This window comes from Arthrobacter sp. 1088, assembly GCF_031455315.1.
Classification (GTDB): Bacteria; Actinomycetota; Actinomycetes; order Actinomycetales; family Micrococcaceae; genus Arthrobacter.
Window position 1 is genome coordinate 291,117 of the sequence record NZ_JAVDSM010000004.1, and the last position, 24,382, is coordinate 315,498.

At 62.2% G+C, this 24,382-nt stretch carries 23 protein-coding genes; 9 read left to right on the forward strand and 14 right to left on the reverse strand.

The annotated features are described in order from the left end of the window. The first annotated feature begins 1 nt into the window (after window position 1). Window positions 2-877 carry a CoA ester lyase gene (locus J2Y41_RS08105; protein WP_309927857.1) on the forward strand — a complete coding sequence of 292 codons (876 nt, stop codon included), beginning with the start codon at window positions 2-4 and terminating at the stop codon, window positions 875-877. Window positions 878-948: 71 nt separating this feature from the next. Here the strand turns inward: J2Y41_RS08105 and J2Y41_RS08110 are convergent, their stop codons facing one another. From J2Y41_RS08110 to J2Y41_RS08140, 7 genes are read right to left on the reverse strand one after another with little or no spacing between them, the layout of a single operon-like run. After that, entirely contained in the window at window positions 949-2,052 is a 1,104-nt protein-coding gene (locus tag J2Y41_RS08110) for a Gfo/Idh/MocA family oxidoreductase (RefSeq protein WP_309927859.1), read from the reverse strand. Continuing rightward, window positions 2,037-2,738 (reverse strand): ThuA domain-containing protein, encoded by a 702-nt coding sequence (locus tag J2Y41_RS08115; protein ID WP_309927861.1) that lies wholly within the window; start codon window positions 2,736-2,738, stop codon window positions 2,037-2,039. The genes J2Y41_RS08110 and J2Y41_RS08115 overlap by 16 nt, the downstream gene beginning before the upstream one ends. Window positions 2,739-2,795: 57 nt before the next feature. Continuing rightward, window positions 2,796-3,800 carry a sugar phosphate isomerase/epimerase family protein gene (locus J2Y41_RS08120; RefSeq protein WP_309927863.1) on the reverse strand — a complete coding sequence of 335 codons (1,005 nt, stop codon included), beginning with the start codon at window positions 3,798-3,800 and terminating at the stop codon, window positions 2,796-2,798. 11 nt (window positions 3,801-3,811) lie between these two features. Continuing rightward, window positions 3,812-5,071: a Gfo/Idh/MocA family oxidoreductase gene (locus J2Y41_RS08125; RefSeq protein WP_309927865.1), complete on the reverse strand. Its 1,260-nt coding sequence runs from the start codon at window positions 5,069-5,071 to the stop codon at window positions 3,812-3,814. Between the two features lie 34 nt (window positions 5,072-5,105). Beyond that, window positions 5,106-6,011, reverse strand: a complete 906-nt coding sequence (locus tag J2Y41_RS08130) for a carbohydrate ABC transporter permease (RefSeq protein ID WP_309927867.1) — start codon at window positions 6,009-6,011, stop codon at window positions 5,106-5,108. A 1-nt stretch (window position 6,012) separates the two neighbouring features. Beyond that, window positions 6,013-6,942, reverse strand: coding sequence for a carbohydrate ABC transporter permease (locus tag J2Y41_RS08135; protein WP_224092251.1), 930 nt, complete (start codon window positions 6,940-6,942; stop codon window positions 6,013-6,015). Continuing rightward, a complete protein-coding gene (locus tag J2Y41_RS08140; protein ID WP_224092261.1) occupies window positions 6,939-8,264 on the reverse strand; it encodes an extracellular solute-binding protein in 1,326 nt (441 codons plus the stop codon). Before J2Y41_RS08140 ends, J2Y41_RS08135 begins: the two co-directional genes overlap by 4 nt. A 248-nt stretch (window positions 8,265-8,512) precedes the next feature. On the opposite strand from J2Y41_RS08140, the gene J2Y41_RS08145 reads away from it, so the two are divergent. Further along, window positions 8,513-9,598: a LacI family DNA-binding transcriptional regulator gene (locus J2Y41_RS08145; protein ID WP_309927870.1), complete on the forward strand. Its 1,086-nt coding sequence runs from the start codon at window positions 8,513-8,515 to the stop codon at window positions 9,596-9,598. A gap of 14 nt (window positions 9,599-9,612) precedes the next feature. Here J2Y41_RS08145 and J2Y41_RS08150 read toward each other — a convergent pair whose 3' ends face one another. Next, window positions 9,613-11,082 carry a lipase maturation factor family protein gene (locus J2Y41_RS08150; RefSeq protein ID WP_309927872.1) on the reverse strand — a complete coding sequence of 490 codons (1,470 nt, stop codon included), beginning with the start codon at window positions 11,080-11,082 and terminating at the stop codon, window positions 9,613-9,615. A 92-nt stretch (window positions 11,083-11,174) separates the two neighbouring features. Here J2Y41_RS08150 and dxr point away from each other — a divergent pair, with 92 nt between their 5' ends. The 5 genes from dxr (at window position 11,175) to J2Y41_RS08175 (ending at window position 16,160) form a co-directional block, all read left to right on the forward strand. Continuing rightward, window positions 11,175-12,359: a 1-deoxy-D-xylulose-5-phosphate reductoisomerase gene (gene dxr / locus J2Y41_RS08155; RefSeq protein WP_224166972.1), complete on the forward strand. Its 1,185-nt coding sequence runs from the start codon at window positions 11,175-11,177 to the stop codon at window positions 12,357-12,359. A gap of 45 nt (window positions 12,360-12,404) precedes the next feature. Next, complete coding sequence (locus J2Y41_RS08160) at window positions 12,405-13,736, forward strand: site-2 protease family protein (protein WP_309927874.1); 1,332 nt, start codon at window positions 12,405-12,407, stop codon at window positions 13,734-13,736. A gap of 73 nt (window positions 13,737-13,809) precedes the next feature. Next, window positions 13,810-14,103, forward strand: coding sequence for a YciI family protein (locus J2Y41_RS08165; RefSeq protein ID WP_309927877.1), 294 nt, complete (start codon window positions 13,810-13,812; stop codon window positions 14,101-14,103). A 49-nt stretch (window positions 14,104-14,152) separates the two neighbouring features. Continuing rightward, a complete protein-coding gene (gene ispG, locus J2Y41_RS08170) occupies window positions 14,153-15,319 on the forward strand; it encodes a flavodoxin-dependent (E)-4-hydroxy-3-methylbut-2-enyl-diphosphate synthase (RefSeq protein WP_216925300.1) in 1,167 nt (388 codons plus the stop codon). Then, the gene (locus J2Y41_RS08175; RefSeq protein WP_224093929.1) at window positions 15,282-16,160 is read left to right on the forward strand and encodes a GNAT family N-acetyltransferase; all 879 of its coding nucleotides are present in this window, start codon (window positions 15,282-15,284) and stop codon (window positions 16,158-16,160) included. Before ispG ends, J2Y41_RS08175 begins: the two co-directional genes overlap by 38 nt. Before the next feature lie 60 nt (window positions 16,161-16,220). Here the strand turns inward: J2Y41_RS08175 and J2Y41_RS08180 are convergent, their stop codons facing one another. From J2Y41_RS08180 to J2Y41_RS08190, 3 genes are read right to left on the reverse strand one after another with little or no spacing between them, the layout of a single operon-like run. Then, a complete protein-coding gene (locus tag J2Y41_RS08180; RefSeq protein WP_309927880.1) occupies window positions 16,221-16,832 on the reverse strand; it encodes a TetR family transcriptional regulator in 612 nt (203 codons plus the stop codon). Then, window positions 16,829-17,572 (reverse strand): ABC transporter permease, encoded by a 744-nt coding sequence (locus J2Y41_RS08185; protein ID WP_309927883.1) that lies wholly within the window; start codon window positions 17,570-17,572, stop codon window positions 16,829-16,831. Before J2Y41_RS08185 ends, J2Y41_RS08180 begins: the two co-directional genes overlap by 4 nt. A gap of 8 nt (window positions 17,573-17,580) precedes the next feature. After that, complete coding sequence (locus J2Y41_RS08190) at window positions 17,581-18,342, reverse strand: ABC transporter ATP-binding protein (RefSeq protein ID WP_309927886.1); 762 nt, start codon at window positions 18,340-18,342, stop codon at window positions 17,581-17,583. 501 nt (window positions 18,343-18,843) lie between these two features. Here J2Y41_RS08190 and J2Y41_RS08195 point away from each other — a divergent pair. Beyond that, complete coding sequence (locus J2Y41_RS08195) at window positions 18,844-20,655, forward strand: proline--tRNA ligase (protein ID WP_224092270.1); 1,812 nt, start codon at window positions 18,844-18,846, stop codon at window positions 20,653-20,655. Then, entirely contained in the window at window positions 20,652-21,446 is a 795-nt protein-coding gene (locus J2Y41_RS08200) for a TSUP family transporter (protein WP_309927889.1), read from the forward strand. Before J2Y41_RS08195 ends, J2Y41_RS08200 begins: the two co-directional genes overlap by 4 nt. Here the strand turns inward: J2Y41_RS08200 and J2Y41_RS08205 are convergent. From J2Y41_RS08205 to J2Y41_RS08215, 3 genes are all read right to left on the reverse strand, one after another. Continuing rightward, the gene (locus J2Y41_RS08205; RefSeq protein WP_396133501.1) at window positions 21,439-22,437 is read right to left on the reverse strand and encodes an aminoglycoside phosphotransferase family protein; all 999 of its coding nucleotides are present in this window, start codon (window positions 22,435-22,437) and stop codon (window positions 21,439-21,441) included. The two genes, J2Y41_RS08200 and J2Y41_RS08205, sit on opposite strands and share 8 nt — an antisense overlap. Before the next feature lie 49 nt (window positions 22,438-22,486). Then, window positions 22,487-23,215, reverse strand: a complete 729-nt coding sequence (locus J2Y41_RS08210; protein WP_224166978.1) for a VIT family protein — start codon at window positions 23,213-23,215, stop codon at window positions 22,487-22,489. Window positions 23,216-23,283: 68 nt separating this feature from the next. Beyond that, window positions 23,284-24,357: a DUF4439 domain-containing protein gene (locus J2Y41_RS08215; RefSeq protein WP_309927894.1), complete on the reverse strand. Its 1,074-nt coding sequence runs from the start codon at window positions 24,355-24,357 to the stop codon at window positions 23,284-23,286. Window positions 24,358-24,382 lie beyond the last annotated feature (25 nt).

The following is a 24,382-nucleotide window of genomic DNA, read 5'->3' on the forward strand; positions in this document are numbered from 1 at the left end:
CATGCCTTCTTCCGACTCGTCACTCCACGGAGCCGTCACGCCGTTCACCATGGGGCCGGCACTCCTGTTTTGCCCAGCTGACCGGCCAGAGCGTTTCGGCAAGGCGGCGGAGCGCTCGGATGCCGTGATCCTTGACCTCGAAGATGCCGTGGCTCCGGCGGACAAGCAGCGGGCCCGGGGCGCGATCCTCGCGCAGCTCGGATCCGAAGGAGAGACTGCTGAGCTGGACCCCAGCAGGACGATTATCCGCGTCAACCCGGCGGGCTCCGCAGAATTCGAGAAGGACCTGCACAGCCTGGCGCACACTCCTTACCGCACCGTCATGCTCGCCAAAGCGGAGAGTGCTGAGCAGCTCAGGGCGCTTGAGGGCTACCGCGTGATTGCGCTCTGCGAAACAGCGGCCGGCATCGTCAATGCTGCAGCCATCGCCGCGGAACCCAACGTGGTTGCCCTGATGTGGGGCGCGGAGGACCTGCTGGCTTCCCTGGGCGGCCTCTCCAGCAGGAACGACGACGGCGGCTACCGGGCCGTGGCACTGCACTCACGGTCCGCTGTGCTGCTTGCTGCCAAAGCCGCCGGCAAGGAGGCCATCGACTCCGTGTATGTGAACATCCCCGATCTCCAGGGCCTGTCTGTTGAATCCCTGGACGCCGTGGCCAGTGGTTTCGGTGCCAAGGCGTGCATCCACCCCAGCCAGGTGGCAACCGTACGGGAAGCCTACGCGCCCACGCCCGAAGCCGTGACCGAGGCCGCCGAGCTTCTCGATGCAGCATCTGCTGCGGGAACGGGCGTTTTCCAGTTCAAGGGCAAGATGATCGACGGCCCTATTCTTAAGCACGCTGAGGCAACACTGCGCCGGGCCCGCCACGTGAAGTGACAGTTGAACCCACGCGTTCGTGGGAAAACCGAACTGTGGGTTCAACTGTTCACCTCGGCGTGTCCTCAGCGCTAGGCGCGTACCGGCGTCGTGAGTTCTGCCAGTTCCACCATGTCCGGACGCTTGACGGTGCTCTGGATGGCTACCGCCTGTCCGGTCTTGGCGGATTCCAGCACAGACTCCATGACCTCAAGGGCATGGAAGGCGAGTTGGCCACCCGCGCGGGGCTCTTGTCCCGCCGGAGTTGCTGACAAATCGGCGATGCCGAAGCCGCGGCCGGCGTCGACGTAACCCGCGGATACGGGGAGGGTTTTCCAGTCGTCGGCTCCCAACTCGAACAACTGCACGTCGCCGTCGAAGTGGTTGGGATCCGGAACAATGAGCGACCCCTTCTCCCCATGGATTTCGATGTTGGGGCTCTTGGTCTTGACGGCGTCGAAGCTCATGAACAGCGTCGACAGGGCGCCGGATGCGTGCACCAATACACCTGTGACATGGGAATCGATCTCCACCGGCACTTTTTGCCCCTCGCGGGGACCGGAGCCAATGGTTCGTTCGCTGCGCGTGTGGCTGGCCGCGCCCACCACGGACACTATGGGGCCAAGCAGCGTGACCAGAGCGGATACGTAGTAGGGGCCCATGTCCAGCAGCGGACCCCCGCCGGGCTGGTAGTAGAAATCGGGGTTGGGGTGCCAGCGCTCATGCCCGGGCGTTGCCATGGTGGCGGTCGCCGAAACCGGAGCGCCGATCAGGCCGTCGTCGATCGCTTTGCGCGCTGTCTGAATGCCGGTACCCAGCACGGTGTCGGGAGCGCAGCCGACAGCGACGCCTGCCGCAGCGGCGGCGTCGAGCACTTGCCGGGCCTCGGCGGTGGTCGCTGCCAGCGGCTTCTCGCCGTACACGGACTTGCCCGCGGCAATGGCCTTGAGCGCGACGTCGGCATGCGCTGCCGGAATGGTCAGGTTCAGGACGAGTTCGACGTCCTCTGCGGCCAGCAGCTCGTCCACCGTCAGAGCACGGACGCCGTCGTAAGAGTCGGCAACTGCTTGCGCCCGGGCGGGATCAAGGTCCGCGACGGCCACGAGGTTGATCGCATCCAGTCTGCGGAAGTTCGTCAGGTACTGGGCGATGATGGCGCCACAGCCAATGATTCCTACATTTAGCGGGATGCCCACAGCATGCCCCTTTCGATGATGGTGCGGACGTTGCTGTCCTGGAGGATTTCGACTCGGTGGCCGGGAGTGGAAACGAAGATTCTTCCCTTGCCCCATTGCCTGGTCCAGATGGCGGGGGAGGTCACTTCACGGTTCCAAGGGTCCCATTCGCGTACTTTTTGCGTAGTGGTCGCCAGGACATCGATGTAGTCGTCGGCCAGAACCCAATACTGCTCGGTGACTAGGTCAAAGTCTGCGATTCCCTGGGTAATGGGATGTTCTGCTGCGGCTGGGAGCATGTTCACCGTGTAGGGAACATAGTTATCCGACTGTTCCCCGGTCCGTTCGTCTTCATGCTTGCCCGGGTGGCAGGCGAACTGGCCCCCGATCAAGTGCAGGTAGTCCGAAGTGTTGCGGTAGGAATCGGCGACCCCGCCATGCCATCCGGCAAGCCCCGTGCCATTTTCGACGGCGGCGCGGAGCCCCTCGAACTCGTCCTTTTCGATGGTGGACATCGTCATGCACTGCACGATGAGGTCCACTCCGGCCATGTATTCAGTGTCTGCGTAAATTTTGGGGGATTCCTCCACCCTGACCTCATAGCCGTTCTCTTTGAGGAAGGGGAGGAACAGTTCGGTGGCTTCCACCGGCTGGTGTCCGTCCCAGCCGCCCCGAACCACAAGTGCGGTCTTACTCTTGGTTGTCATGTTTTCCTTTGTATTCTTAAACGTCCGGGTGAGTCTGTTGGGTGTTCGTAAGCGGGTTCAGCGGGCGGCGAAGGCGGCATCGAAAGCCGCAGCCGGGGGACGGATGGCAGCCAACCGGCGGACCATGTCCAACGCTTCCGGAGCGCCGATCAGCCGGTCCATTCCGGCGTCTTCCCATTCGATGCTGGTGGGTCCGGCGTACCCGATCGAGTTGAGCATGCGGAAAATGGGTTCCCAGTTCACGTCGCCATGGCCTGCGGTGACGAAGTCCCAGCCGCGGCGGGGATCCGCCCACGGCAGGTGGGATCCAAGGCGGCCGTTGCGTCCGTTGAGTTGGCGTACGGATTCCTTGACATGCACGTGGAAGATCTTGTCCGCGAAGTCCTGGAGGAACATCACGGGGTCAAGGTCCTGCCAGATGAAGTGGGAGGGGTCGAAGTTCAGGCCGAAGTTCTCCCGGTGCCCGATGGCCTCAAGGGTGCGCTTGGCGGTCCAGTAGTCGTAGGCGATCTCCGAAGGATGGACTTCCAAGGCAAAACGGACTCCTACCTCGTCAAAGACATCCAGGATGGGATTCCAACGGTCTGCGAAGTCCTGGTAGCCGCGCTCGATCATGGCTTCGGAAGCCGGCGGGAACATTGCGATGCACTTCCATATGGACGAGCCCGTGAACCCCGTGACGGTCTTGACGCCAAGCTTTGCCGCCGCAAGAGCAGTGGTCTTCATGGCTTCAGCAGCACGCTGTCGGACGCCCTCAGGATCGCCGTCGCCCCACACGTCCGGTGCCAGGATGTCCCGGTGACGTTCATCGATGGGGTCATCGCAAACTGCCTGCCCGGTGAGGTGGTTGGCGATCGCGTGGACCGATAGGTGGTGCTTCTCCAGGATGTCCAGCCTGCCTTGAAGATACGCGTCGTCCTCGACGATGCGCTGCGGGTCCAGATGGTCGCCCCAGCAGGCTATCTCCAGGCCGTCAAAGCCCCAATCGCCAGCCAGGCGCGCTACTTCCTCAAACGGCAGGTCGGCCCACTGGCCGGTAAAAAGGGTGATGGGTCGGGTCATGTTGGTTCCTCTCAGACGTTCTGCCAGCGGCTCGCGTTGCCCGCGCTCGCCTCAACGGCGGCCAGCACCTTTTGAACCTGCAAGGCATCAGCAAACGACGGCGAGGGCTGCTCCCCAGCGCCGATGGCATTCACCAGGTCCACCACCTGGTGGGTGAATCCGTGCTCGTAGCCAAGACCGTGCCCGGTGGGCCACCAATTGCCTGTGTACGGATGGGACGGTTCGGTGACAATGATCTTCCGGAATCCGGCGTCAGGTTCCAGCGCCGAATCGTAGACCTGTAGCGAGTTCATGTCCTCGAAGTCGAAAGCCAGCGAGCCCTTGGTCCCGTTGAGCTCCAGGCGCATGGCGTTCTTGCGGCCAAGGGCAAAGCGAGTGGCTTCGAAGATGCCGATGGGCCCTGCCACAGCGCTGGAACCAGTGCCGGAAGGAGTCCCGACGGCGGTGCCTTCCGTGGCGGTGGTGGCGGCAGCGCCGTCGTCGTGCTTTCCGGCAAAACGGGCGGTGAACAGCGCGGCGTCGTCCACCGTGACCGGGCCCTTGGGAGCGTCCGAACCGCCGCGGCCACCGAGGCCCACGAAGTCACCGCCCACAGGCCGTTCCTTCACGAAGGTTTCCAGCAGCGCCGAGACCCCGGTGATTGTGGAACCCGTGATCCACTGCGCGGCGTCAATGCTGTGGGCACCGATATCGCCAAGGGAACCGGAGCCGGACTTGGACTTGTCCAGGCGCCACGTGAGCGGCGCATCCGCGTCACTGAGCCAGTCCTGCAGGTATTGCGCCCGGACGTGGCGGATATCGCCCAGGCGCCCTTCCTCCACCATCCGCTTTGCCAACGCCAACGCGGGAGTGCGGCGGTAGCTGAAGCCGCACATGGACAGCACGCCGCGCTCTGCTGCCGCCTGGGCGACGGCTGTCATTTTCTCCGCCTCTTCCACTGAATTGGCCAGTGGCTTTTCGCAGAGCACGTGCTTGCCCGCTTCCAAGGCGGCGATGGCGATCTCGGCATGCGTGTTTCCGGGGGTGCAGATATCGATGAGGTCAATATCATCGCGCTCGATCAGCCGGCGCCAGTCGGTTTCCACGGAATCCCAACCGTACTTGCGTGCCGCAGCACGGACGCCTTCTTCGTTGCGGCCGGCGACGGCAGCCAATTCCGGGGCGAGCGGAAGGTCGAAGAACCGCGGAGCAGTGCGCCAAGCGTGGGAGTGGGCGGCACCCATGAAGGCGTAGCCCACCATGCCCACGCGCAGGGGTTTCGGTTCTGACATGTGAAAGTCCTTTCTTGTCTGAATTCGCACCTGGCTACTTGCTGAAGCCTGCGGTCAGGCCACTGACCAGCTGACGGCGTCCAAGGACGTAAATCACCAGGATTGGCAGGGTGCTCAGGACGACAGAGGCCAGTACGGCGGGGATGTTGACGCTGAACTCGCCTTGGAAAGTCCACAGTCCCAAGGGGAGGACACGGAGTCCGGGGCTTTGGGTGAGCACCAAGGGCAGCAGGAATCCGTTCCAGACATGCAAGCCGTTGTAAATTGCCACGGTTACTATCGCCGGGCGGGTCAAGGGCAGTGCCAACCTCCACATCGTCTGCCAATCACTGCAGCCGTCCAGGCGCATTGATTCGAACAATTCGTTCGGCACATCGCGGATGAAGTTGGACAGGATCAGGACCGTCAACGGAATGGCGAACGCTACGGAGGGAAGCATGATGGCAAGGAGGCTGTCATACAGATTCAGCCGGATGATCATCAGATAGATCGGGATGATGGTTGCCTGGAGCGGAATCGCCAAGCCCATCAGGAACATGCCGTTGACAAACTTCAGGTACCGGCCGCGACCACGAACGATCGCGAAGGCAGCCATGAAGGAGATCAACACCGTGGGGATCACGGAGCCAAGTGTGACGATCACGCTGTTCATGAAGTACGTCGTGAAGTTGGCCTCGAGAACCAGTTGGTAGTTCTCCAAGGTAGGAGCCGTAGGGAGGGCCAGCGGATTCTGCCCAAAGTACCCCTCGGAGGTCTTCAAGCTGGTGATGACGATGTAATAGATCGGCACAATGATGATGGCCAGCCATATCCAACCGCCAAGGCCTCCGGGAATGTTCAGCCGCCTGACCCGTGAACCAAGGCTCTGCTTGGCCTTCATGGAATGGCCCGGGGGAGTGACCGGAGCGGTTTTCGAATCGCTTTGAAGGACAGTGCTCACCTTACAAACCTTCCAATTGGCTGCCCTGCTTGTCCTTGCCTCCAAGGCGCTGGAGGAACAAGGCAAGGACAAGGCCTATAACGACGAGGATGACGGCGATGACACTTGCCGGGCCCATCAGGTTCGCCCGGAAGCCGCGCAAGTACATGTCCAACGCCAGGATGCGCGTGGAGTTACCCGGCCCGCCACCGGTGAGGACGAAGATGAGGTCGAAGTACGTCAGTGATCCTACGACCATCAGGGTGGACGAGGTGATGATGGTGTATTTCAGCTGTGGAAGCGTGATGTGGAAGAACTGCTTAATGATTCCCGCACCATCGATCTGTGCAGCCTCGTACAGGGATTTGGGGATTTGCCGGACGCCACCTTGATAGATGAGTGTGTGGAAGGGCACGAACTGCCAGGCGATCACGAAGATGACCAGGCCCAATGCCAACTGCGGGACGCCCAGCCAGTCCTGGGCCAGGATGGGCAATCCCAGTCCCATGGCCAGGCCAAAGTTAGGGTCCAACAGTGCCTTGTACGCGATGGCAACTGCCGCGGAGGAGAGGAGAAGCGGCAAGAAGTACAACACTGCCAAGGCAGCCCTGTAACGCTGTGTACCTGCCGTGAAGACTCCCAGGAGAAGGCTGATGGGAGTCTGAACCAGCCAGGAGACAATCATGATCAGGAAAGTCAGGCCCAGTGCGTTGTACAGTCCGGGGTCGGTGAGTACTGAGGACCAGTTCTCCAGGCCGGCCGCTCCGATGGCGCCGATGCCGTCCCAGTTGGCGAAGCTCAGCACCAGGACACCTACCAGCGGCACGAGCGCAAACACCACGAAGAAGATCAAAGCCGGCACTGTCAGCCAGGCAAGTGCGGATTTTTGCTGCCCGGCCTGCTCGACTTTCCGCGATCCAGTGGCAGCCCTGTGAGTGGTTGTTGAGCTCATTTGCCCAGGGTGGCATTCATGTTCTCGGCGAACTGCTGTGGCGTGATCGACTTGAGGAACAGTTGGTCGATGTTGTTGAGCAGGGCCTCGGCCGCGGTCGGGCTCAGGGCTTGATCCCAGGACTGCTGGAAGTTCGGGGCATTCTTGGCCATGTCGTAGACGAAGTTCAGGAAGTCCTTGTCCGGCGACGTTGCGAGCTTGTCTTCAATTCCGTTGACGATCGGGACCGAACCGGAGTTGATGTAGGCGTCGATGACCGTATCTGTCATGATGCCGTCCTTGAAGAACTTCTTGGCCGTTTCCTTTTCTTTGTCGGTGGCCTTGGCCGAAATCGACATGTACTGGGCAGGGTTGCCTACGCCATTCTTAGGATCTCCCTTGCCTCCCGGAATGGTCGGGAAGGTGACGAAGCCCAGTTTTCCGTTCTGGACGAAGTTCTGGCCTTCCTTCTTCATAGGTCCGTAGACCCAGGAACCTTGAAGCAACATGGCGGCTTTGCCGGTGAACAACAGCGCCTGGTCTGCCTTCGAATCTGCCGTGATGGAGGAGAAGCCCTTGATGAAGCCGTCGGCAGATACCAGTTCCTGGATCTTGGTTCCCGTTTCGATCACGGCCGGATCCATCCAGGCGTTGGGCTTGCCTTCGAAGATCGCCTTGAACACCTCGGCCCCTCCGATGCGGTCCAGCAGGTATTCCAGCCACATCATCGAGGTCCAGCGGGATTGACCGCCCAAGGAGAACGGGGCTACGCCCATGTCGTTGAAGGTCTTGACCAAGGACATGACGTCATCCCAGGTCTTGGGTGGCTGCACCCCGGCCTTTTCAAAGAGCTCTTTGTTGTAGAACAGGACAACAGGGGCCACGTACTGGTTGGGGAGGGCGTAGATCTTGCCGTTGACGGTGGCTGCACCGAACGAAGCGGGGAAGAACTTGTTTTTCAGGTCCGGGTTGGCCTCGAACCAGCTGGTCAGGTCTTCCACCTGGTTGGCCTCGGCGTAGGTCTTCAACGTTCCGCCGCCCCATCCATAAACAATGGTTGGGGCCTGTCCGGCGCCGATCGCGGTTTTGATCTTCGTCTTGTATGCATCGTTCTGGAAGTACGTCACAGCAATCTTGTTGTCGGGATTCGACGAACCAAAAGCATCGACGGCCTTCTGGATGGTGGTCTGGTTCGGCTCACCGGAGAGGAACCACATGCTGGCTCCTCCTCCGCTCGCGCTGCCCGGTCCGGACGTACCGCAGGCACTGGTTGCCATGACTGCGAATGGTGTAACTGCCGCCAGAGCCAGAAAAGAACGCCGTGATGATTGGAACTGCTTCATTGCTTCTCCATGTGTAGTCGCCTCGTTGGGCATTGCGGTGCCCATCTCCCAAAGGAGTGACCGTGTCCCGAAAAATACCGAAATATTTCGAGAATGCTGTTTAGGTCACGGTCTAAACTAAAGTGCATTCGATCACACGTCAAGGCTTACTTCAGCCACGAGTAGCCTGCAGTTGCGGCGGTCTTGAGCTTTCCGTGGGCATCCCGCATAATCGAACCAAGCCGAAATATTTCGAAAGCAGGGGGACTATGAAACGCGAGCAACGTCCGCTCAAACTCACATTGGCTGCCGTGGCCAAAGAGGTGGGGGTTTCAGCGCCTACGGTTTCCAAGGTGGTGAACGGCAGGGAGGACGTGGCCGAGGAAACCCGGGCGCGCGTGCTTGAGGCCTTGCAACGAACCGGATACAAATCGCCCCTCCAACGCAAAAGCCTTCCGCTCCGGCAGTCAGTTGAAGTGGTTTTCGACTCCCTGAACTCGGCCTACTCCGTGGAAGTCCTCAACGGGGTGATGGAGCATGCGGCGGTCTCGGACATGGAGGTCATCCTCTCGGTGACCAGCAGGCAAACAGCGTCACCCTTGGGACCCGAGGAGCGGGCCCAACGCATTGTCGACGAAGGCCGCAGCGGAATGATCGTGGTCACTTCCGCCTTTGGCTCCGCACAGCTGGAAGCGTTCCAACGCCGCCGGATCCCCATCGTGGTGGTGGACCCCCTCAACCCGCCACCGGCAGACGTCTTCAGCGTTGGCGCAAGCAACTGGGCCGGAGGCAAGGCCGCGGCTACCCACCTGCTCGGGTTGGGACACCGCAAAATCGCCTATATAGGCGGACCTGCCACGGCAGAATGCAGCCAGGCGCGGCTACACGGCTATATGGCGGCACTCATGGCAGAGGGCATTGCCGTGGACGACGACTATGTCTCCTCCGGCCCGTTCCGGCCCGAGAACGGTGTGCGGGGCATGAAGGCCCTGCTTGCACTTGAGGATCCCCCCACGGCAGTATTCGCTGGAAGTGACAGCATCGCGCTGGGTGTCCTGGCAGAAGCGCGAAGGCAGAACATCCGGATCCCGGAGGACATGAGCCTCGTCGGTTTCGACGGCACACACCAAGCGGAAGAATCCGTTCCACCCCTGACGTCCGTGTCACAGCCATTGCAGGAGATGGGCCGCTCTGCCCTGCGGTTCATCCTGCGCCAGGTCCGTGGCGAGGACATCGACTCCCGCCGCGTGGAGCTGGCAACGCATCTGGTGGTCCGTGAGTCCACAGCACCACCGCCCGCGTCCCAAGCCAAATCCACCCAGGCCAAGCCCGCATCCCAGGCCAGACAACACTAAAGGAGCCGCCGCCGTCAAGGCGTAAGGGAGACCGGCGGAATGGCGTCATACAGGAACACCCGCACCCAACGCCCACCCGTCTCACGGAACTCCGCACGGCTTGCGAAACGGTAAAGATAGCTGCGCGCACGCACCCAACGCGGGCGTTCGCCGTCGAACGGGTCATGGCGAAGCAGCCCAAGCGTGGGCTTGTCTGCCTCCAACAGTTTCTCCAGGAAGGCGTAGAACCACCCTTCGTGGACGGTCCGCAGGGGCAGGAACCACATGAGCCAATCAAGCCTGAGGTGGTATGGCGCCCACTGCCGCGGGATGCGGCGCACGTCCCCGGGTTTGCCTTTGAAGCCGTACTCCTGCCACTGCTCGTCAGCTGCATCGGGCTCTTCAGCCATGGTGCCTTCGACGACGATCTCGATCCGCTGCTTCGTCACCGTACCGAACGCACCATAGGCGTTCACGAGGCGCCAGCGGTTGAAGCTCGCATTCATGAGTTGCTGGCGCGAGAACAGGTTCAGAAGCGGCCGGTAGCTGAGGACCAGCAACAGGACCGTCACGGCAAGTACGACGACGAACCACCACGCCGGGGTTTCGGCACCTGCATGCCACTCGAGCGGGATGAAGGGAAATACCGCATGCGCCACCGGATCACTCACTGCAGCGAAGGCAAGGATTATTGCCATCCAGTTCAGCCAGGCAAAATTGCCGCTGCCCACCAACCAAAGCTGCGTAACGACGATGATTCCTGCCGCGATACTGGCCAGCGGTTGCGGCGCGAACAGGAAGAACGGAACCACCAACTGCGCGAAGTGGTTTCCCACCACTTCCACTTTGTGCAGGGGGCGGGGGAGGAGATGGAACTGCCGGCTCAGCGGCCCGGGCATCGGCTGCGTCTCGTGGTGGTAGAGCATCGCCGTGAGGTCGCGCCACTCGCGGCCGCCCCTGATTTTGATCATTCCCGCGCCGAACTCAAGCCGGAACACCAGCCAAACAATCAAGACAAGGATGGTGGTGGGCGGTGGAACCTGGTCCGAGCCAAGGAAAGCTACGGTGAAACCGGCCTCCAGCAGCAGGATCTCCCAACCAAAGCCGTAGAACGTCTGGCCCACATTCACGATCGACATGTATAGGAACCAGAGGCTGAGGAACGCCAGCATCGGCAGCCACGGTGGTCCCAGCTGCGGCAAGCCCAACACCAGCAAGGCCGAGACGGCAATTCCCACCCAACAGACAGCACGGAGCAGGGTATCCGAGTACCGCCACGAGAAGAGAGTGGGCCGGGCCAGACGGCGCGCCATGTCAAGGAACGACGGGACGGGAAGCAGGCCGTGCTCGCCAAGGAGTGCAGGAAACTGGTTCATGGTGGAGAGGAACGCAACCAGGTAAAGGGCGGCAGTTCCGCGTTGTAACACCTGGCGCGCAAATTCGTAGTCCTGCGCGTCAAACCAGTCCTGCGCGTCAAACCAGGCCAGCCACTCCACAAATTCCACGTTACGCCCGGGAAAGAAGTGGTCAAGCAGGGTTTTCCACTTAGCCCGATGCTCCGTTCGCAGCCTTCTGCACGTGCTGGGATACTTAAGCAATGCAGCCGCGCAAGATCGTCATCCTCGGGTCCACCGGTTCCATCGGCACACAGGCGATTGACGTCGTCGACGGCGCCCCGCACCTTTTCGAAGTTGTGGCACTGAGCGCCGGCGGCGGGAACCTGGAATTGCTTGCCCATCAAGCTGTGCACACGCGGGCGCAGGCAATAGGCATTGCCCAGGGCGATCCGGAAGCATTGCAGAACCTGATTGACGCCGCCGCTGCCCGAAGCGGCCTGCGCAACTTTGCACCGGAAATTTTCGTTGGACCCGATGCGTCCACCCGCATCGCAGAAGTGGAATGCGACGTCGTTCTCAACGGCATCACCGGTTCCATTGGCCTTGCGCCAACCCTGGCCGCGCTGGCATCCGGTGCCACCTTGGCGCTCGCCAATAAAGAGTCGCTGATTGTCGGTGGTGCCCTGGTAAAAGCAGCTGCCGGACCCGGCCAGATTGTGCCTGTCGATTCCGAACATTCGGCCATCGCCCAATGCCTGCGTTCGGGTACCGAGCAGGAGGTCGAGAAGTTGATTCTCACGGCGTCCGGCGGACCCTTCCGTGGCCGCAGCCGTGAGCAGCTGCACGATGTCACACCCGCTGAGGCCCTGGCGCATCCAACATGGGATATGGGCCTCATGGTCACCACCAACTCTGCGAGCCTGGTCAACAAGGGCCTTGAAGTGATCGAGGCACATCTGCTCTTCGACGTACCCCTGGACAGGATCGACGTCGTGGTCCATCCGCAGTCGGTGGTCCACTCGATGGTCCAGTTCGTGGATGGGTCCATCATCGCCCAGGCGTCGCCGCCTGACATGCGGCTTCCCATTGCCTTGGGCCTGGGCTGGCCCGGGAGGGTTCCAAGGGCTGCACAGCCATGCGACTGGACCCAAGCCACTAGTTGGACGTTCGAACCACTGGACTCAGTTGCGTTTCCGGCCGTGGAGCTCGCCAAGGAGGCCGCGAAGCAGGGCAGCACCTATCCTGCCGTCTTCAACGCGGCCAACGAGGAAGCCGTGGAGGCTTTCCACGCCGGCCGCATCCGCTTCACGGACATCGTGGACACAGTGGAGTCCGTCCTCAGCGAACATTCAGGTTCTTCGGAGCTTACGGTGGAGTCCGTGCTGGATGCTGAGAGCTGGGCACGCACGCGCACCCATGATCGTTTAGCCAACAGCTCCGTATAGCAGAGATACCGGTAAAGAAACCCCTATGGAAGCAGTCCCGTCGGCATGAGTCCCGTCCTTCTTTTCATCCTCGGAGTCGTCTTCGTCGCCATTGGCGTCGCAGTGTCCATCGCTTTGCACGAGGTTGGCCACCTGGTCCCCGCGAAGCTCTTTAAGGTGCGCGTGACCAAGTACATGATTGGTTTCGGGCCCACCTTGTGGTCCAGGAAGAAGGGCGAAACGGAGTACGGCTTCAAGGCCCTTCCTTTGGGCGGCTATGTGGCCATGATCGGCATGTACCCGCCCAACAAAGAAGATGGCGGGGTACGTCCCTCCAGCACGGGCATGTTCCAGACGCTTGCCAGCGAAGCCCGTTCCGTCGCCCACGAAGAAGTTGGCCCCGGGGACGAAGGCAGGGTCTTTTACAAGCTTCCGGTCTGGAAGAAGATCATCGTCATGCTCGGCGGTCCGGCCATGAACATGCTGATCGGTTTGGTTCTCCTCGCCATCCTGCTCATGGGTTTTGGCGTTGCCACGCCCACCACAACCATCGCGGACGTCTCAAAGTGCCAGGTGGCCGCTGGTAAAACGGTGGACCCGGATTCGGCGGAGTGCAAGCCAACACCTGCTGCGGCCGCCGGGCTGCAGCCGAACGACGTCGTCAAGACTTTCGACGGCAAGGCTGGCACCAGCTGGGATGAACTCACCGGCTGGATCCGGGCCTCCGCCGGCAAAGCAGTACCCGTCACCGTCGAGCGCAACGGCTCGGAAGTTTCCACCACAGTTACTCCAGTTTTGTCCTCGCGGCCGGTTGTGGGTGCCGATGGACGCCAGGAGCAGGACGCCAACGGCACGCTGAAGTACCAGGAGGTGGGCTTCCTGGGAATCGGCCCGCAGAGCGCCTTGGTTCCCCAGCCGGCGTCGTCGGTTCTTCCCATGGCGGGGGAGAACATCAAGCAGATATCCGGAGTGATCCTTAACCTGCCCGCCCGTGTGGTTGGTGTGGCAAAGGCCGCCTTCAGCGAGGAACCCCGGGATCCCAACGGCCCCATCAGTGTGGTTGGCGTCGGCCGTGTGGCCGGCGAGGTCGCTGCGATGGAAGAGGTCCCCCTCCAGGCGCGCATTGGAACGTTGGTAGGGCTGCTTGCGGGCCTGAACTTCGCGCTGGCCATCTTCAACCTTGTACCCCTGCTGCCTCTCGACGGCGGCCACGTGGCGGGTGCCCTGTATGAGGGGGCCCGGCGCCAAGTGGCCAGGCTGAGGGGAAAGCCGGATCCGGGTGCTTTCGATATCGCAAAGCTGCTTCCCGCCACGTATGTGGTGGCCGCGCTGCTGATGGCCATGGGAGCCCTGCTGATTTACGCGGACATCGTCAAGCCAGTGAATATCTTTGGCTGAGATTCCCGCAGGGCCCACTCAGTGGGCTGGAATGGATGGCGGATCATCGGACGCGGCGGGATAGGCTAGCTCCATGACTGTTTTCGCTGTTGAGTATGTATACGTCGCCGAATCCGGCGCCCTCCGCGACGAAGCCCGCCCGGCGCACCGTGCCTGGCTCGGCGACCTCGCAGAAGACGGCACCCTGCTTGCCAGCGGCCCCTACGGTGACGGCGCCGGCGCCCTGCTCATCTTCAAGTCGGCTGATGAAGCCGAACTCAATGACCTCCTGAAGCAGGATCCGTTCGCCCAAGCCGGAGTCATAGCCGGCATCCGCACCACGGAATGGGACCCCATTATCGGCGTCCTGGCTGCCCACGTATCCTAGCTCCCGCGTCCTCCACCACAACGATCCACCCCAAACCCAAGGAGTCCACGTGACCTCGGTCAGCCTGGGAATGCCAGCAGCCCCACCCCCCGTCCTTGCCCCTCGCCGCAAGACGCGGCAGATCAAGGTTGGGTCCGTTGGCGTTGGTTCTGATTCACCCATCAGCGTGCAGTCCATGACTACGACGCCCACCACGGATATCAACGCCACGCTTCAACAGATCGCTGAACTGACGGCCTCCGGCTGCGACATCGTCCGTGTTGCCTGTCCATCAGCCGACGACGCCGAGGCGTTGCCGATCATTGCCCGCAAATCCCAGATCCCCGTGATCGCCGATATCCACTTCCAGCCGAAGTACGTTTTCGCGGCCATTGAAGCGGGATGCGCAGCGGTCCGTGTGAACCCCGGCAATATCCGGAAGTTCGATGACCAGGTCAAGGAAATCGCCGCGGCTGCGAAAGACCATGGGACGTCCATCCGCATAGGCGTCAACGCCGGCTCGCTGGAACCGGGCATCATGAAGAAGTACGGCAAGGCCACCCCTGAAGCGCTCGTGGAGTCTGCGGTCTGGGAAGCCTCGCTCTTCGAGGAGCACGGTTTCCACGACTTCAAGATCTCCGTGAAGCACAACGACCCCGTGATCATGGTGGCCGCCTACGAGATGCTCGCCGAAAAGGGCGACTGGCCCCTGCACCTTGGCGTGACTGAAGCGGGTCCGGCCTTCCAGGGAACCATCAAGTCCGCAACTGCTTTCGGGGCACTGCTGTCCCGAGGCATCGGCGACACTATCCGCGTTTCCCTCTCGGCGCCGCCCGTGGAGGAAATCAAGGTAGGCAACCAGATCCTGCAGTCATTGAACCTGCGTCCACGCAAGCTTGAGATTGTGTCCTGCCCGTCCTGTGGCCGCGCCCAGGTGGACGTGTACACGCTGGCTGAGCAAGTAACCGCAGGCCTTGAGGGGATGGAAATCCCCCTCCGCGTGGCTGTCATGGGTTGTGTAGTCAACGGCCCCGGCGAAGCCCGCGAAGCAGACCTCGGTGTGGCCTCCGGAAACGGTAAAGGCCAGATTTTCGTGAAGGGCGAAGTCATCAAGACAGTGCCTGAAAGCGAAATTGTTGAGACACTGATCGAAGAGGCCATGCGTATCGCTGAAGAGATGGGGGAGGCCGATGGCGAAGATGCTGTCAAGGGTAGCCCCGTGGTTAGCGTCTCGTAACGAGACAGGCCTGGGGGTCAGGGTGCTCGGCAGTGCCGACACCTTGGCCCTTCGCGCGCTTGCGAGCGAAGATCCCGTTGCCAACGTCTTTATCCTGGCGCATCTGGACAGCGTAGGAACGGCAGCGCCCACCAGCGGCGGCGCCAGCGTCTTTGGCGTGTTCGACGACGACACCCTCCTTGGAGCCTGTTGGGCCGGGGCCAATCTGGTCCCGGTGCAACTCGACCCCGGGCTGACCGGATATGTGGCTACGGCGGCCCACCAGTCCGGCAGGCGGTACGCCTCCATCTTCGGGCCGGCGGAAACAGTGCTGGCGCTTTACTCCCGCTTTGAGCAGTTGGGCCACTTCGCGCACGAAGTCCGTTCCAGGCAGCCCCTCTTGACCATTTCCGGTGGCCCGGCCATCGAAGCCAATCCGTTGCTGACCTTCGGCACGATGGCGGACTTCGAACGCATTCTGCCTGCCTGCGCCGCCATGTTCGAAGAAGAAGTTGGCTATTCGCCCTTCCTGGGAGGCCAGGACTTCTACAGCAGGCGCGTTGCGGGGCTCATCCGCCAAGGGCATTCCCTGGTCCACATCGACGCTGCCGGGACAGTTGTCTTCAAGGCAGAGTTGGGTGCAGTTACCCAGGACGTCACGCAGGTCCAGGGCGTATGGATGAATCCGGACATGCGTGGACACCACCAGAGCGCCGGCTACATGGCCGCCGTCGTAAATCTCTCACGTACCTTTGCGCCAATAACGAGCCTGTACGTCAACGACTACAACGCCAAAGCGCGCGCCACCTACGAAAGAGTCGGCTTCGAGCAGGTCGGTACATTCGCCACGGTCTTGTTCTAGCCAGCAATCCAAGTAGCAGCTGATGCCGTTTTGCCGGCTCTAAACGGCATCAGCTGCTACTTACTTGGGCGGGTTCAGGTTTCCGGTGAGATACCGCTGGATGGTCGGTGCCACCAGGCTCACTACTTCCTCCTGGTCTGCACTCGACAGGGGTTCGAGCCGGATCACGTAGCGGAGCAGCATCAGTCCCACCACCTGTGTGGCCACCAGATTGCCACGCAGGCGGACTTCCTCAGCAGGGCCTTGCACACCCACCATGACCCGGGACAGGATGGTCCGGCTCACGGTCTCCCGCAGCAGTGCCGTTTTGGCCTTCGATCCGATGGTGCCCCGAACGAATGCCACCAAGCCGGGTTGCGCCGGGCCCTCCCACAACCGGACAACCGCACGGACAAGTGCTTCTGCCCTCGCCTCCGGTTCCAGGGTTTCAACGCCTGCCAGGACCTGTTCAGGATCGGCAGGCAACTCCACGCTGGAGGCGAACAATTCGTCTTTGCCTTTGAAGAAGTGATGGACCATGGCCGGATCCACTGAGGCTTCCCGCGCCACCTGGCGAAGACTCGTGCCGTCGAACCCTTGCTCTGCGAACAACTTCCGGGCCGCCACCAGAATGGCTTCGCGCGAATGGTCGCTTCCGCTTCGACGGCCGCGGCGCAGGGGTTCCAGGCTCATGAGGTCTGCCGCCTCAGCGTCAACGAGGCAAGGACAAGGACTCCCACCACGATTCCGCCCATCACCAGGGTGTCTTGCCACAGGGCGTCAGTCGCATCGATGTTTCCTGCGATCTCCTGAAGGGCATCAACAGAAAACGTCAGGGGAAGGACACTGGAGATGGCCTCGAGGACGTCGTTCATCTGCTCCCGGGCCACGAACAGTCCGCAGAGCAGGATCTGCGGCACCACCACTACGGGCATGAACTGGACAGCCTGGAACTCGGTGCGTGCAAAGGCCGAACACAGCAGCCCCAAGGCCACTCCAAGGACAGCGTTGATCACCGCGATCATCACGACGAACCCTGGACTTCCCTTGATGTCGAGATTGAAGATCCAATATGCAACTGCCGTCGCCACCAGGGACTGCAACGCGGCCATGATGGAGAACGCAATGGCGTAGCCGAACAAGAGGTCTGCTTTATGGATGGGTGTGGTGAGGAGCCGCTCCAAGGTCCCGGAGGTTCGCTCCCGCAGCATGGTGATGGACGTGACCAGAAACATGACGACGAACGGGAAGATCGCCAGCATCATCAGGCCCACGCGGTCGAAGGTGCGTGGAAAGCCCGGGGGCAGTGTTTCGTTCTCGAAAAGATAGTAGACGGCGGTGAGCAGCAGCGCCGGGACCACCATAATGAGCGCCACGCTGCGGTGATCGTGCCGCAGTTGACCAAGGACCCGGGCTGTGGTGGCAAAGGTCATCCGAAGATTCATGATGCCACCTGGCTCTTCTTTGCTGGCTGACCGCTGTCCGGACCATGTTCGGCGTCTTTGATCATGTTCAGGAACGCGCGCTCAAGGTCATTGCTGCGTCCCCGCCTGGCAAGCTCGGCCGGTGTGAGCTGCGCCAGCAGCAGGCCGTCCCGCAGAAGCAGCAACGAGGAACAATGCGACGCTTCCTCCATCACATGGCTGGAAACCAAAAGCGTTGTTCCGCCAGCTGCCATGTCAACGAACCGCTCCCACAACTCCGCACGCAGTACCGGATCCAGGCCCACTGTCGGTTCGTCCAGGACCAGCAGCTTGGGGTGTGCCACCAGCGCGCATGCGAGGGACACGCGGCTGAACTCCCCGCCCGAGAGGTTCCCGGCTTTCTGCTTTGCAAACGATTCGAGCCCGACGGCGGCAATCGACTCCGCTACGTCCGTCGCTGACGCCTTGTGCATGGCACCGAAGTACCTGACGTTGGCTTCGACACTGAGGTCCGCGTAGACGCTGGCGCCTTGGGTGACATACCCGACGTCGTGCCTTAACGGTGCGCTGCCCGCGGGGCGGCCGAGAACGCTGATGGATCCGCGCGTGATTCGCTGGACGCCCACAATGCCGCGCATGAGTGTTGTCTTGCCGCTACCTGACGGGCCGAGCAGTCCCGTGATGCGCCCGCTGTCCACGGCGAAGTCCAGGCCCCGCAAAATTCTTGTCCGGCCCCGGGAGATGTGCAGGTCCGTAGCTTCTATTGCTGCTTGTGACATGGCTGCCTCCGGCGCCACCGAGTAATTCACCAAGTGATGAATTAACGCTAAGTCCGGTAAACGGTGCGGTCAATAGGCCTTTGCCATCAAAATCCTTGAAAACGTGTCCGCTATCACATAGGTTTTTCCCAAGCCGTGTCGATGGGGCACGGGTGGTTACAGGGGGAATTATGGCAAAGACCTTGAAGGCTGCTTCCGGCAGCCGCACCATCCGTGAGCTCGGCAGTCACCAATGCTTCCCAGTCGCAGGCGATCCCGTTCCGCTGGAGGGAACGGGGGACTAGTCCCCGGACAGAGTCTGCGGCCGGCCGGCCGCTGAGCCACGCCATCGCAGGATGACCAGCCAATCTTTGGCCAGGGGCTTCCAGACGCGACGGCGTGGCTCTTCTCTGTGCTGGCCGTTCCGTGCGAAGCAGCACTGTGCGGAGCGGCGCGCTGGCAGCCGGTAGATTAGTAGACAGTTGTTTTTGCCACATCTGCCATAGAAACGGATACGTACCCGTGGTCCTTCGCCTTTCCCAGTTGTTCCTGCGCACCCTGCGTGAAGATCCCGTCGACGCCGAGGTCGCCAGCCACAAGCTCCTGGTCCGGGCCGGTTACATCCGCCGTGCCGCGCCGGGCATCTACACGTGGCTGCCGCTGGGACTCAGTGTCCTGCGCAAGGTGGAGGAAATCATCCGGCAGGAAATGTCCGCCATTGGCGCGCAGGAAGTCCACTTCCCGGCACTGCTCCCGCGCGAGCCCTACGAGGCCACCAACCGCTGGACGGAGTACGGAGAGGGCCTGTTCAGGCTTCAGGACCGCAAGGGTGCCGATTACCTCCTGGCTCCGACGCACGAGGAAATGTTCACCCTCCTGGTCAAGGACCTGTACTCCTCGTACAAGGACCTGCCGTTGAGCCTGTACCAGATCCAGAACAAGTACCGCGATGAAGCGCGACCCCGTGCAGGCCTCCTCCGTGGCCGCGAGTTCATCATGAAGGACTCCTACTCGTTCGACGTTGACGACGCCGGCCTGGACGCAAGCTACGCCGCCCACCGTGCTGCCTACCTGAAGATCTTCGACCGCCTGGGCCTGGAAGTCATTCCGGTTGCTGCCACGGCAGGCGCCATGGGCGGCTCCAAGAGCGAAGAATTCCTCTTCCCCACTGAGATCGGCGAGGACACCTTTGTTCGCTCGGCCGGCGGCTATTACGCCAACGTGGAGGCAGTCACCACGGTTGTCCCTGAGGACATTGACTTCACGGACGCACCGGCTGCCCAGGTTCTGGACACACCGAACACCCCCACCATCGAGACCCTGGTTGACGCAGCCAACCAGCTGGCACCCCGCAGCGAGGCCGACGGCGGCGCCTGGACTGCCGCTGACACGTTGAAGAACGTCGTCCTCGCCGTGACGCTGCCCACCGGTGAACGCCAGATCGTGGTCCTCGGCGTTCCAGGTGACCGCGCCGTGGATCTCAAGCGGGTGGAAGCCAACATTGGTTCGTTCCTTCCCATCGCGGGCGAGATCGGCCTGGAAGCAGCAAACGAGGAAGACCTCAAGAAGCTGCCGTGGCTGGTCAAGGGCTACATCGGGCCTGGTTTGTCCCTGGATGAAGCAGTTCTGGGCTTGGAAGGATCTTCCAAGCTGCTGTACCTCGTGGATCCCCGCGTCGTCTCCGGCACAACCTGGGTGACGGGCGCCAATATTGATGGCAAGCACGTCTTCGGACTGGTAGCGGGCCGCGACTTCACGTGGGACGGCGTCATCGAATGCACAGACGTCCGGGCAGGGGATCCGGCGCCTGATGGCTCCGGACCGCTTGAAACTGCCCGCGGCATCGAAATGGGCCACATCTTCCAGCTCGGACGCAAGTACGCCGAGGCACTGGACCTGAAGGTACTTGACCAGAACGGCAAGCAGGTTGTTGTCACCATGGGCTCCTACGGCGTTGGTGTCACCCGTGCTGTCGCAGCCCTTGCCGAGGCCAACCATGACGACCGCGGCCTCGTGTGGCCACGCACGGTGGCCCCTGCCGACGTACACGTTGTGGCTGTGGGCCGCGGTGACGAAATTTTCGAAGCCGCAGAGAAGCTATCGGCGGAACTAGAGGCTGCAGGCCTCGACGTCATCTTTGATGACCGGCCCAAGGTTTCTCCCGGCGTCAAGTTTGGCGATGCCGAGCTCGTCGGGGTGCCCACCATCCTGGCCGTCGGCCGTGGGCTCGTGGACGGCGTTGTGGAGATCAAGGACCGCCGCAGCGGTGAAGCCGAGAACATCTCGGTGGAAAAGGCCGTGGATTACGTGGTCAACGCTGTCCGTAACCGGTGATTTCCGGCTTCGAGACTATCCAGCTCACCACCATCATCCTGATTGTGGTGGCTGGATTCGCAGCCGGCTGGGTTGACGCGGTAGTAGGTGGCGGGGGGCTGATCCAGCTCCCCGCACTGCTGCTGGTGCCCGGCATCACGCCCGTCCAGGCTCTGGCAACGAATAAGATGGGTTCCATCTTCGGCACCACCACCAGTGCCACCACCTATTACCGGCGGGTGGGACCGGACCTCAAGACGGCAATACCCATGGCGGTGATTGCGCTGGCGGGGAGCTTTGGCGGTGCCATCCTCGCTGCATCGTTGCCGGCCAGCGTCTTCAAGCCCATCATTGTCGTGGCGCTGATCGCCGTCGCGATTTTCACGGCACTGCGCCCCAGCGCAGGCGAGCTGACTGCTCTGCGGCACGACGGGCACAAGCACTATGTGGTGGCCTGCCTGATCGGTGCCGTGATCGGTTTCTACGATGGCCTGATCGGGCCCGGTACAGGATCCTTCCTGGTAATCGCCTTGGTCTCGGCCATGGGCTACGCGTTTCTTGAAGCCAGCGCGAAGGCCAAGATCGTCAACATGGCCACCAACGCCGGTGCCCTCATTTTCTTCCTCCCCCACGGCTCCTTGTTGTGGGGAGTGGGCCTGGTGCTGGGCCTGGCAAACATGGCGGGCGGATACCTTGGCGCCCGCACAGCTGTAGCCAGGGGGAGCAGCTTTGTGCGGATCGTGTTCCTGATCGTCGTCGCGGCACTGATCATCAAGCTCGGCGTGGACGTCTGGAACGACAACGTCAGCTGACTGCGTCCCCGGGCTCGGGCAAATCCCTTGCTGCTGGAAGTCCTTCGAGCGTCCTGCCCGCCAGTGTGCTCGCCACCCATAGGGAACGGGCCACATCGCCTTCATGACCCCGCTTTCCCGCGGACCACAGGGCATTGTTCACTTCGCGGGCGATGCTCCATTGTCGCGCGACCTCCGGATCAAGGCCGGCGGCGAGGCTGAAGTCCCGGCATCGCTCCCGAAGGGCAGCCGCCGGATCGCGATCCGACAAATCCTTGATCCGGTTCCACAGAACAGGTGCCACCGCAAATTCCGCTTCACCGATCTGCGGCTGGGGATCGATGGCCAGGTAGCCTCGACGGTCCGCGTCCAAGGTGGCGAGGATGTTCATGAAGTGGAGATCGGTATGCACCAGGACGTCCCTGCCGGATCGTCGGCCAACAGCACCGCGGGTCTGGCACACTTCCAACGCGGCCTCCAGTAACCATCGCGGGAAGGGGCGGTCCTGCTGCTCCCACTCCAAAGGCATTTCGTCGCTCCAGCGCTCGGCCGTGGCGGCGATGTGATCGAAGCCCCGCCACTCGGGACGATCATCCGGCGCAATGGAAAGCCCGCGCATGATGTCACCCCAGACCTGCCGGGCTTCATCCATGGGGGCATCCTGCAGCCAACGGGACGCGTCAAGGCGTTCCAGCAGCATGGAGCAACTGGCGGCGTCGGCAGCCAGGAGCCGGACAGCTCCGTGGCCACCCCACAGGGCCAGGGCATGGCGCTCTACAAGGGCTTCCTCATGCGGATAGGCGATCTTCAGCGCAGCCTGCCTGCTGTGCTGGAGAACGGGCACAACCAAGGCTCCATGTCCGTTCCACGGCTCTTCACCGGGTGCGAGGTCCACGGACAACTGCCAACGGTCCAAAGCCTCACGGATAAGCCCCGGAAGGCTCGCCAGCCAGTCCCGCCCCGCGGAATCGCGGTTGTATCGGGCGTGCAGGTCGCCCGGAATCGGAATCATGGCGTGAAGGGTCACGCCATCAGCCTAGCTCTGCCCGGCGGCAGTACCCTCAGAAAACGCCGCTGGCGCCCAAGAGGCTTCCGATCGAGAACGTGGCTGCAAGCGCCAACGCTCCGCCTAACACCACCCGGGCTGCGGCGCGGAACCTGGGCGCCCCACCAATCCAAGCCCCCACGGCTCCCGTGATCGCGAGAGCCAGCAGGACGGCAACGAACGTCAGCGGAACGCGCATCGCCGGGGGAGGGAGCAGGATGGCCAGCATGGGGAGCACGGCGCCAAGGGTAAACGCCACTGCCGATGCAAGGGCGGCGTTCCACGGACTGACGATGTCGTCCTCGTGGATATTGAGCTCCGCGGACAGATGGGCGGCAAGGGCATCATGCTTCGTCAGTTCTTCGGCCACTGTCCGGGCGGTACGCGCGCTGAGCCCCTTCGCCTGGTAGATCGAGGTGAGCTCTTCGAGTTCTTCCTCCGGCTGCTCGGCGAGCTCCCTGCGTTCCTTCTCAATGAGCGACTTTTGCGTGTCGCTCTGGCTGCTGACGGATACATATTCGCCCAACGCCATGGAAATGGCTCCACCCACCAAGCCCGCCGTTCCCGCAGCAAGGATGCTGCCGGTGTTGGTCGTGGCACCGGCCACGCCGACGACGATTGCTGCGACGGAGACAATGCCGTCGTTCGCACCCAAAACGCCGGCGCGCAGCCAGTTCAGCCGATGGGCAAGGTCATCACGATGCGGTTCGTTCTCATGTGTGGTGGCAGTTTCTGCGGAAGCCATGCTTCAAGCCAAGCACCGGCGGGCCGCCTTGGCCAGCATGGCTAGGCTCGCCTATCCCATGCGCCGCTTTACCCACTACTGGGGGTGGGGGATTTACTCACTACTGGGAGTGGCGTCGGCAGCGGAGGCAAGTCATCGTCGTCGACCTCCAAACCCGGCAACGCCGCAAGCGTGGAACCCCAATCCAGGCTCCTGCGGACGGCGGCCAGCAGGCTGCTGGCAGCCCAGTCCCGGGTCTCTCCTGTCGAAAGCGCGATGAGGTCGCCAAATCCCTGCAGGGAGTCCGACTCCAAGGCCCCCAAGCCGGCAGCCGGGTCTTCAGCGAACTGTGCCGGCAGCCTGTATCCGGCCTCGCGGGTGGGGACGTCGCCACAATTACGGCGGGTCAGGGCTTCTGCTTGTTGAAGGAGCCGCTCGTGCACTGCAAGGTCCTTGGCGGCTTGGGCAGTTGCGCCAGCGTCCAATCGCTTCAGCGCCACCTGGTAGACGTAAATGGCTTCCTGTTCGGAACGGACAGTCGCCGCCAGAGCGGCATCGGTAGTGGCAGCGGTTGCATCCGGGGTGGGGCTGACTGAAGGGCACTGGTGCGCAGCAGGTGTTGTGGCAGGCGGGTTACCGCTCGACGTCGGCAACGGCACCGGCACCTGCCACGCAGCAGCCAGTTTTTCGCCCTGGAGAAGTTGGGCGGATCCGACGGCGGCCAGCAACCGGGCGGTCCCGCCGTCGGCCTCGCGTGCGTCGTCCAGCCGTTGCCGGCCGCTGGCGATCAGGCCGGCCACGACCGAGGCAGGCGTAGCTTCCGTGGCCGTGTCTTTTTTGTCGCTTGTCGTTGAAGCTGCGGGAGAAGGCGGAAGGAGGGCCCGGGACTGTGTTGTCAGCAATGTCACAGCATCGTCCAGGGCGGCCGTTTGGGAACCGGATCCTGCAGCTGCCATCAGTCCAGCAGCAGATTCCTGCAGCTTCCTGGTATCGGCGAAAGCGTCGGCGAGGGCAGATACGGAGAACGAAACTGTAGGAGGAGTCCCGGAATCCCGCGGTAGAAGGACGATTCCCGTGCCCGCAACGAGCAGCGCAACCACGGAAATGAGAAGGAGCCGGCCCCACGCTGGTGATCGTCGTTTTTCACTTGTCTGCTCGTCCACAACACACCATGGTGTCACGTGGACG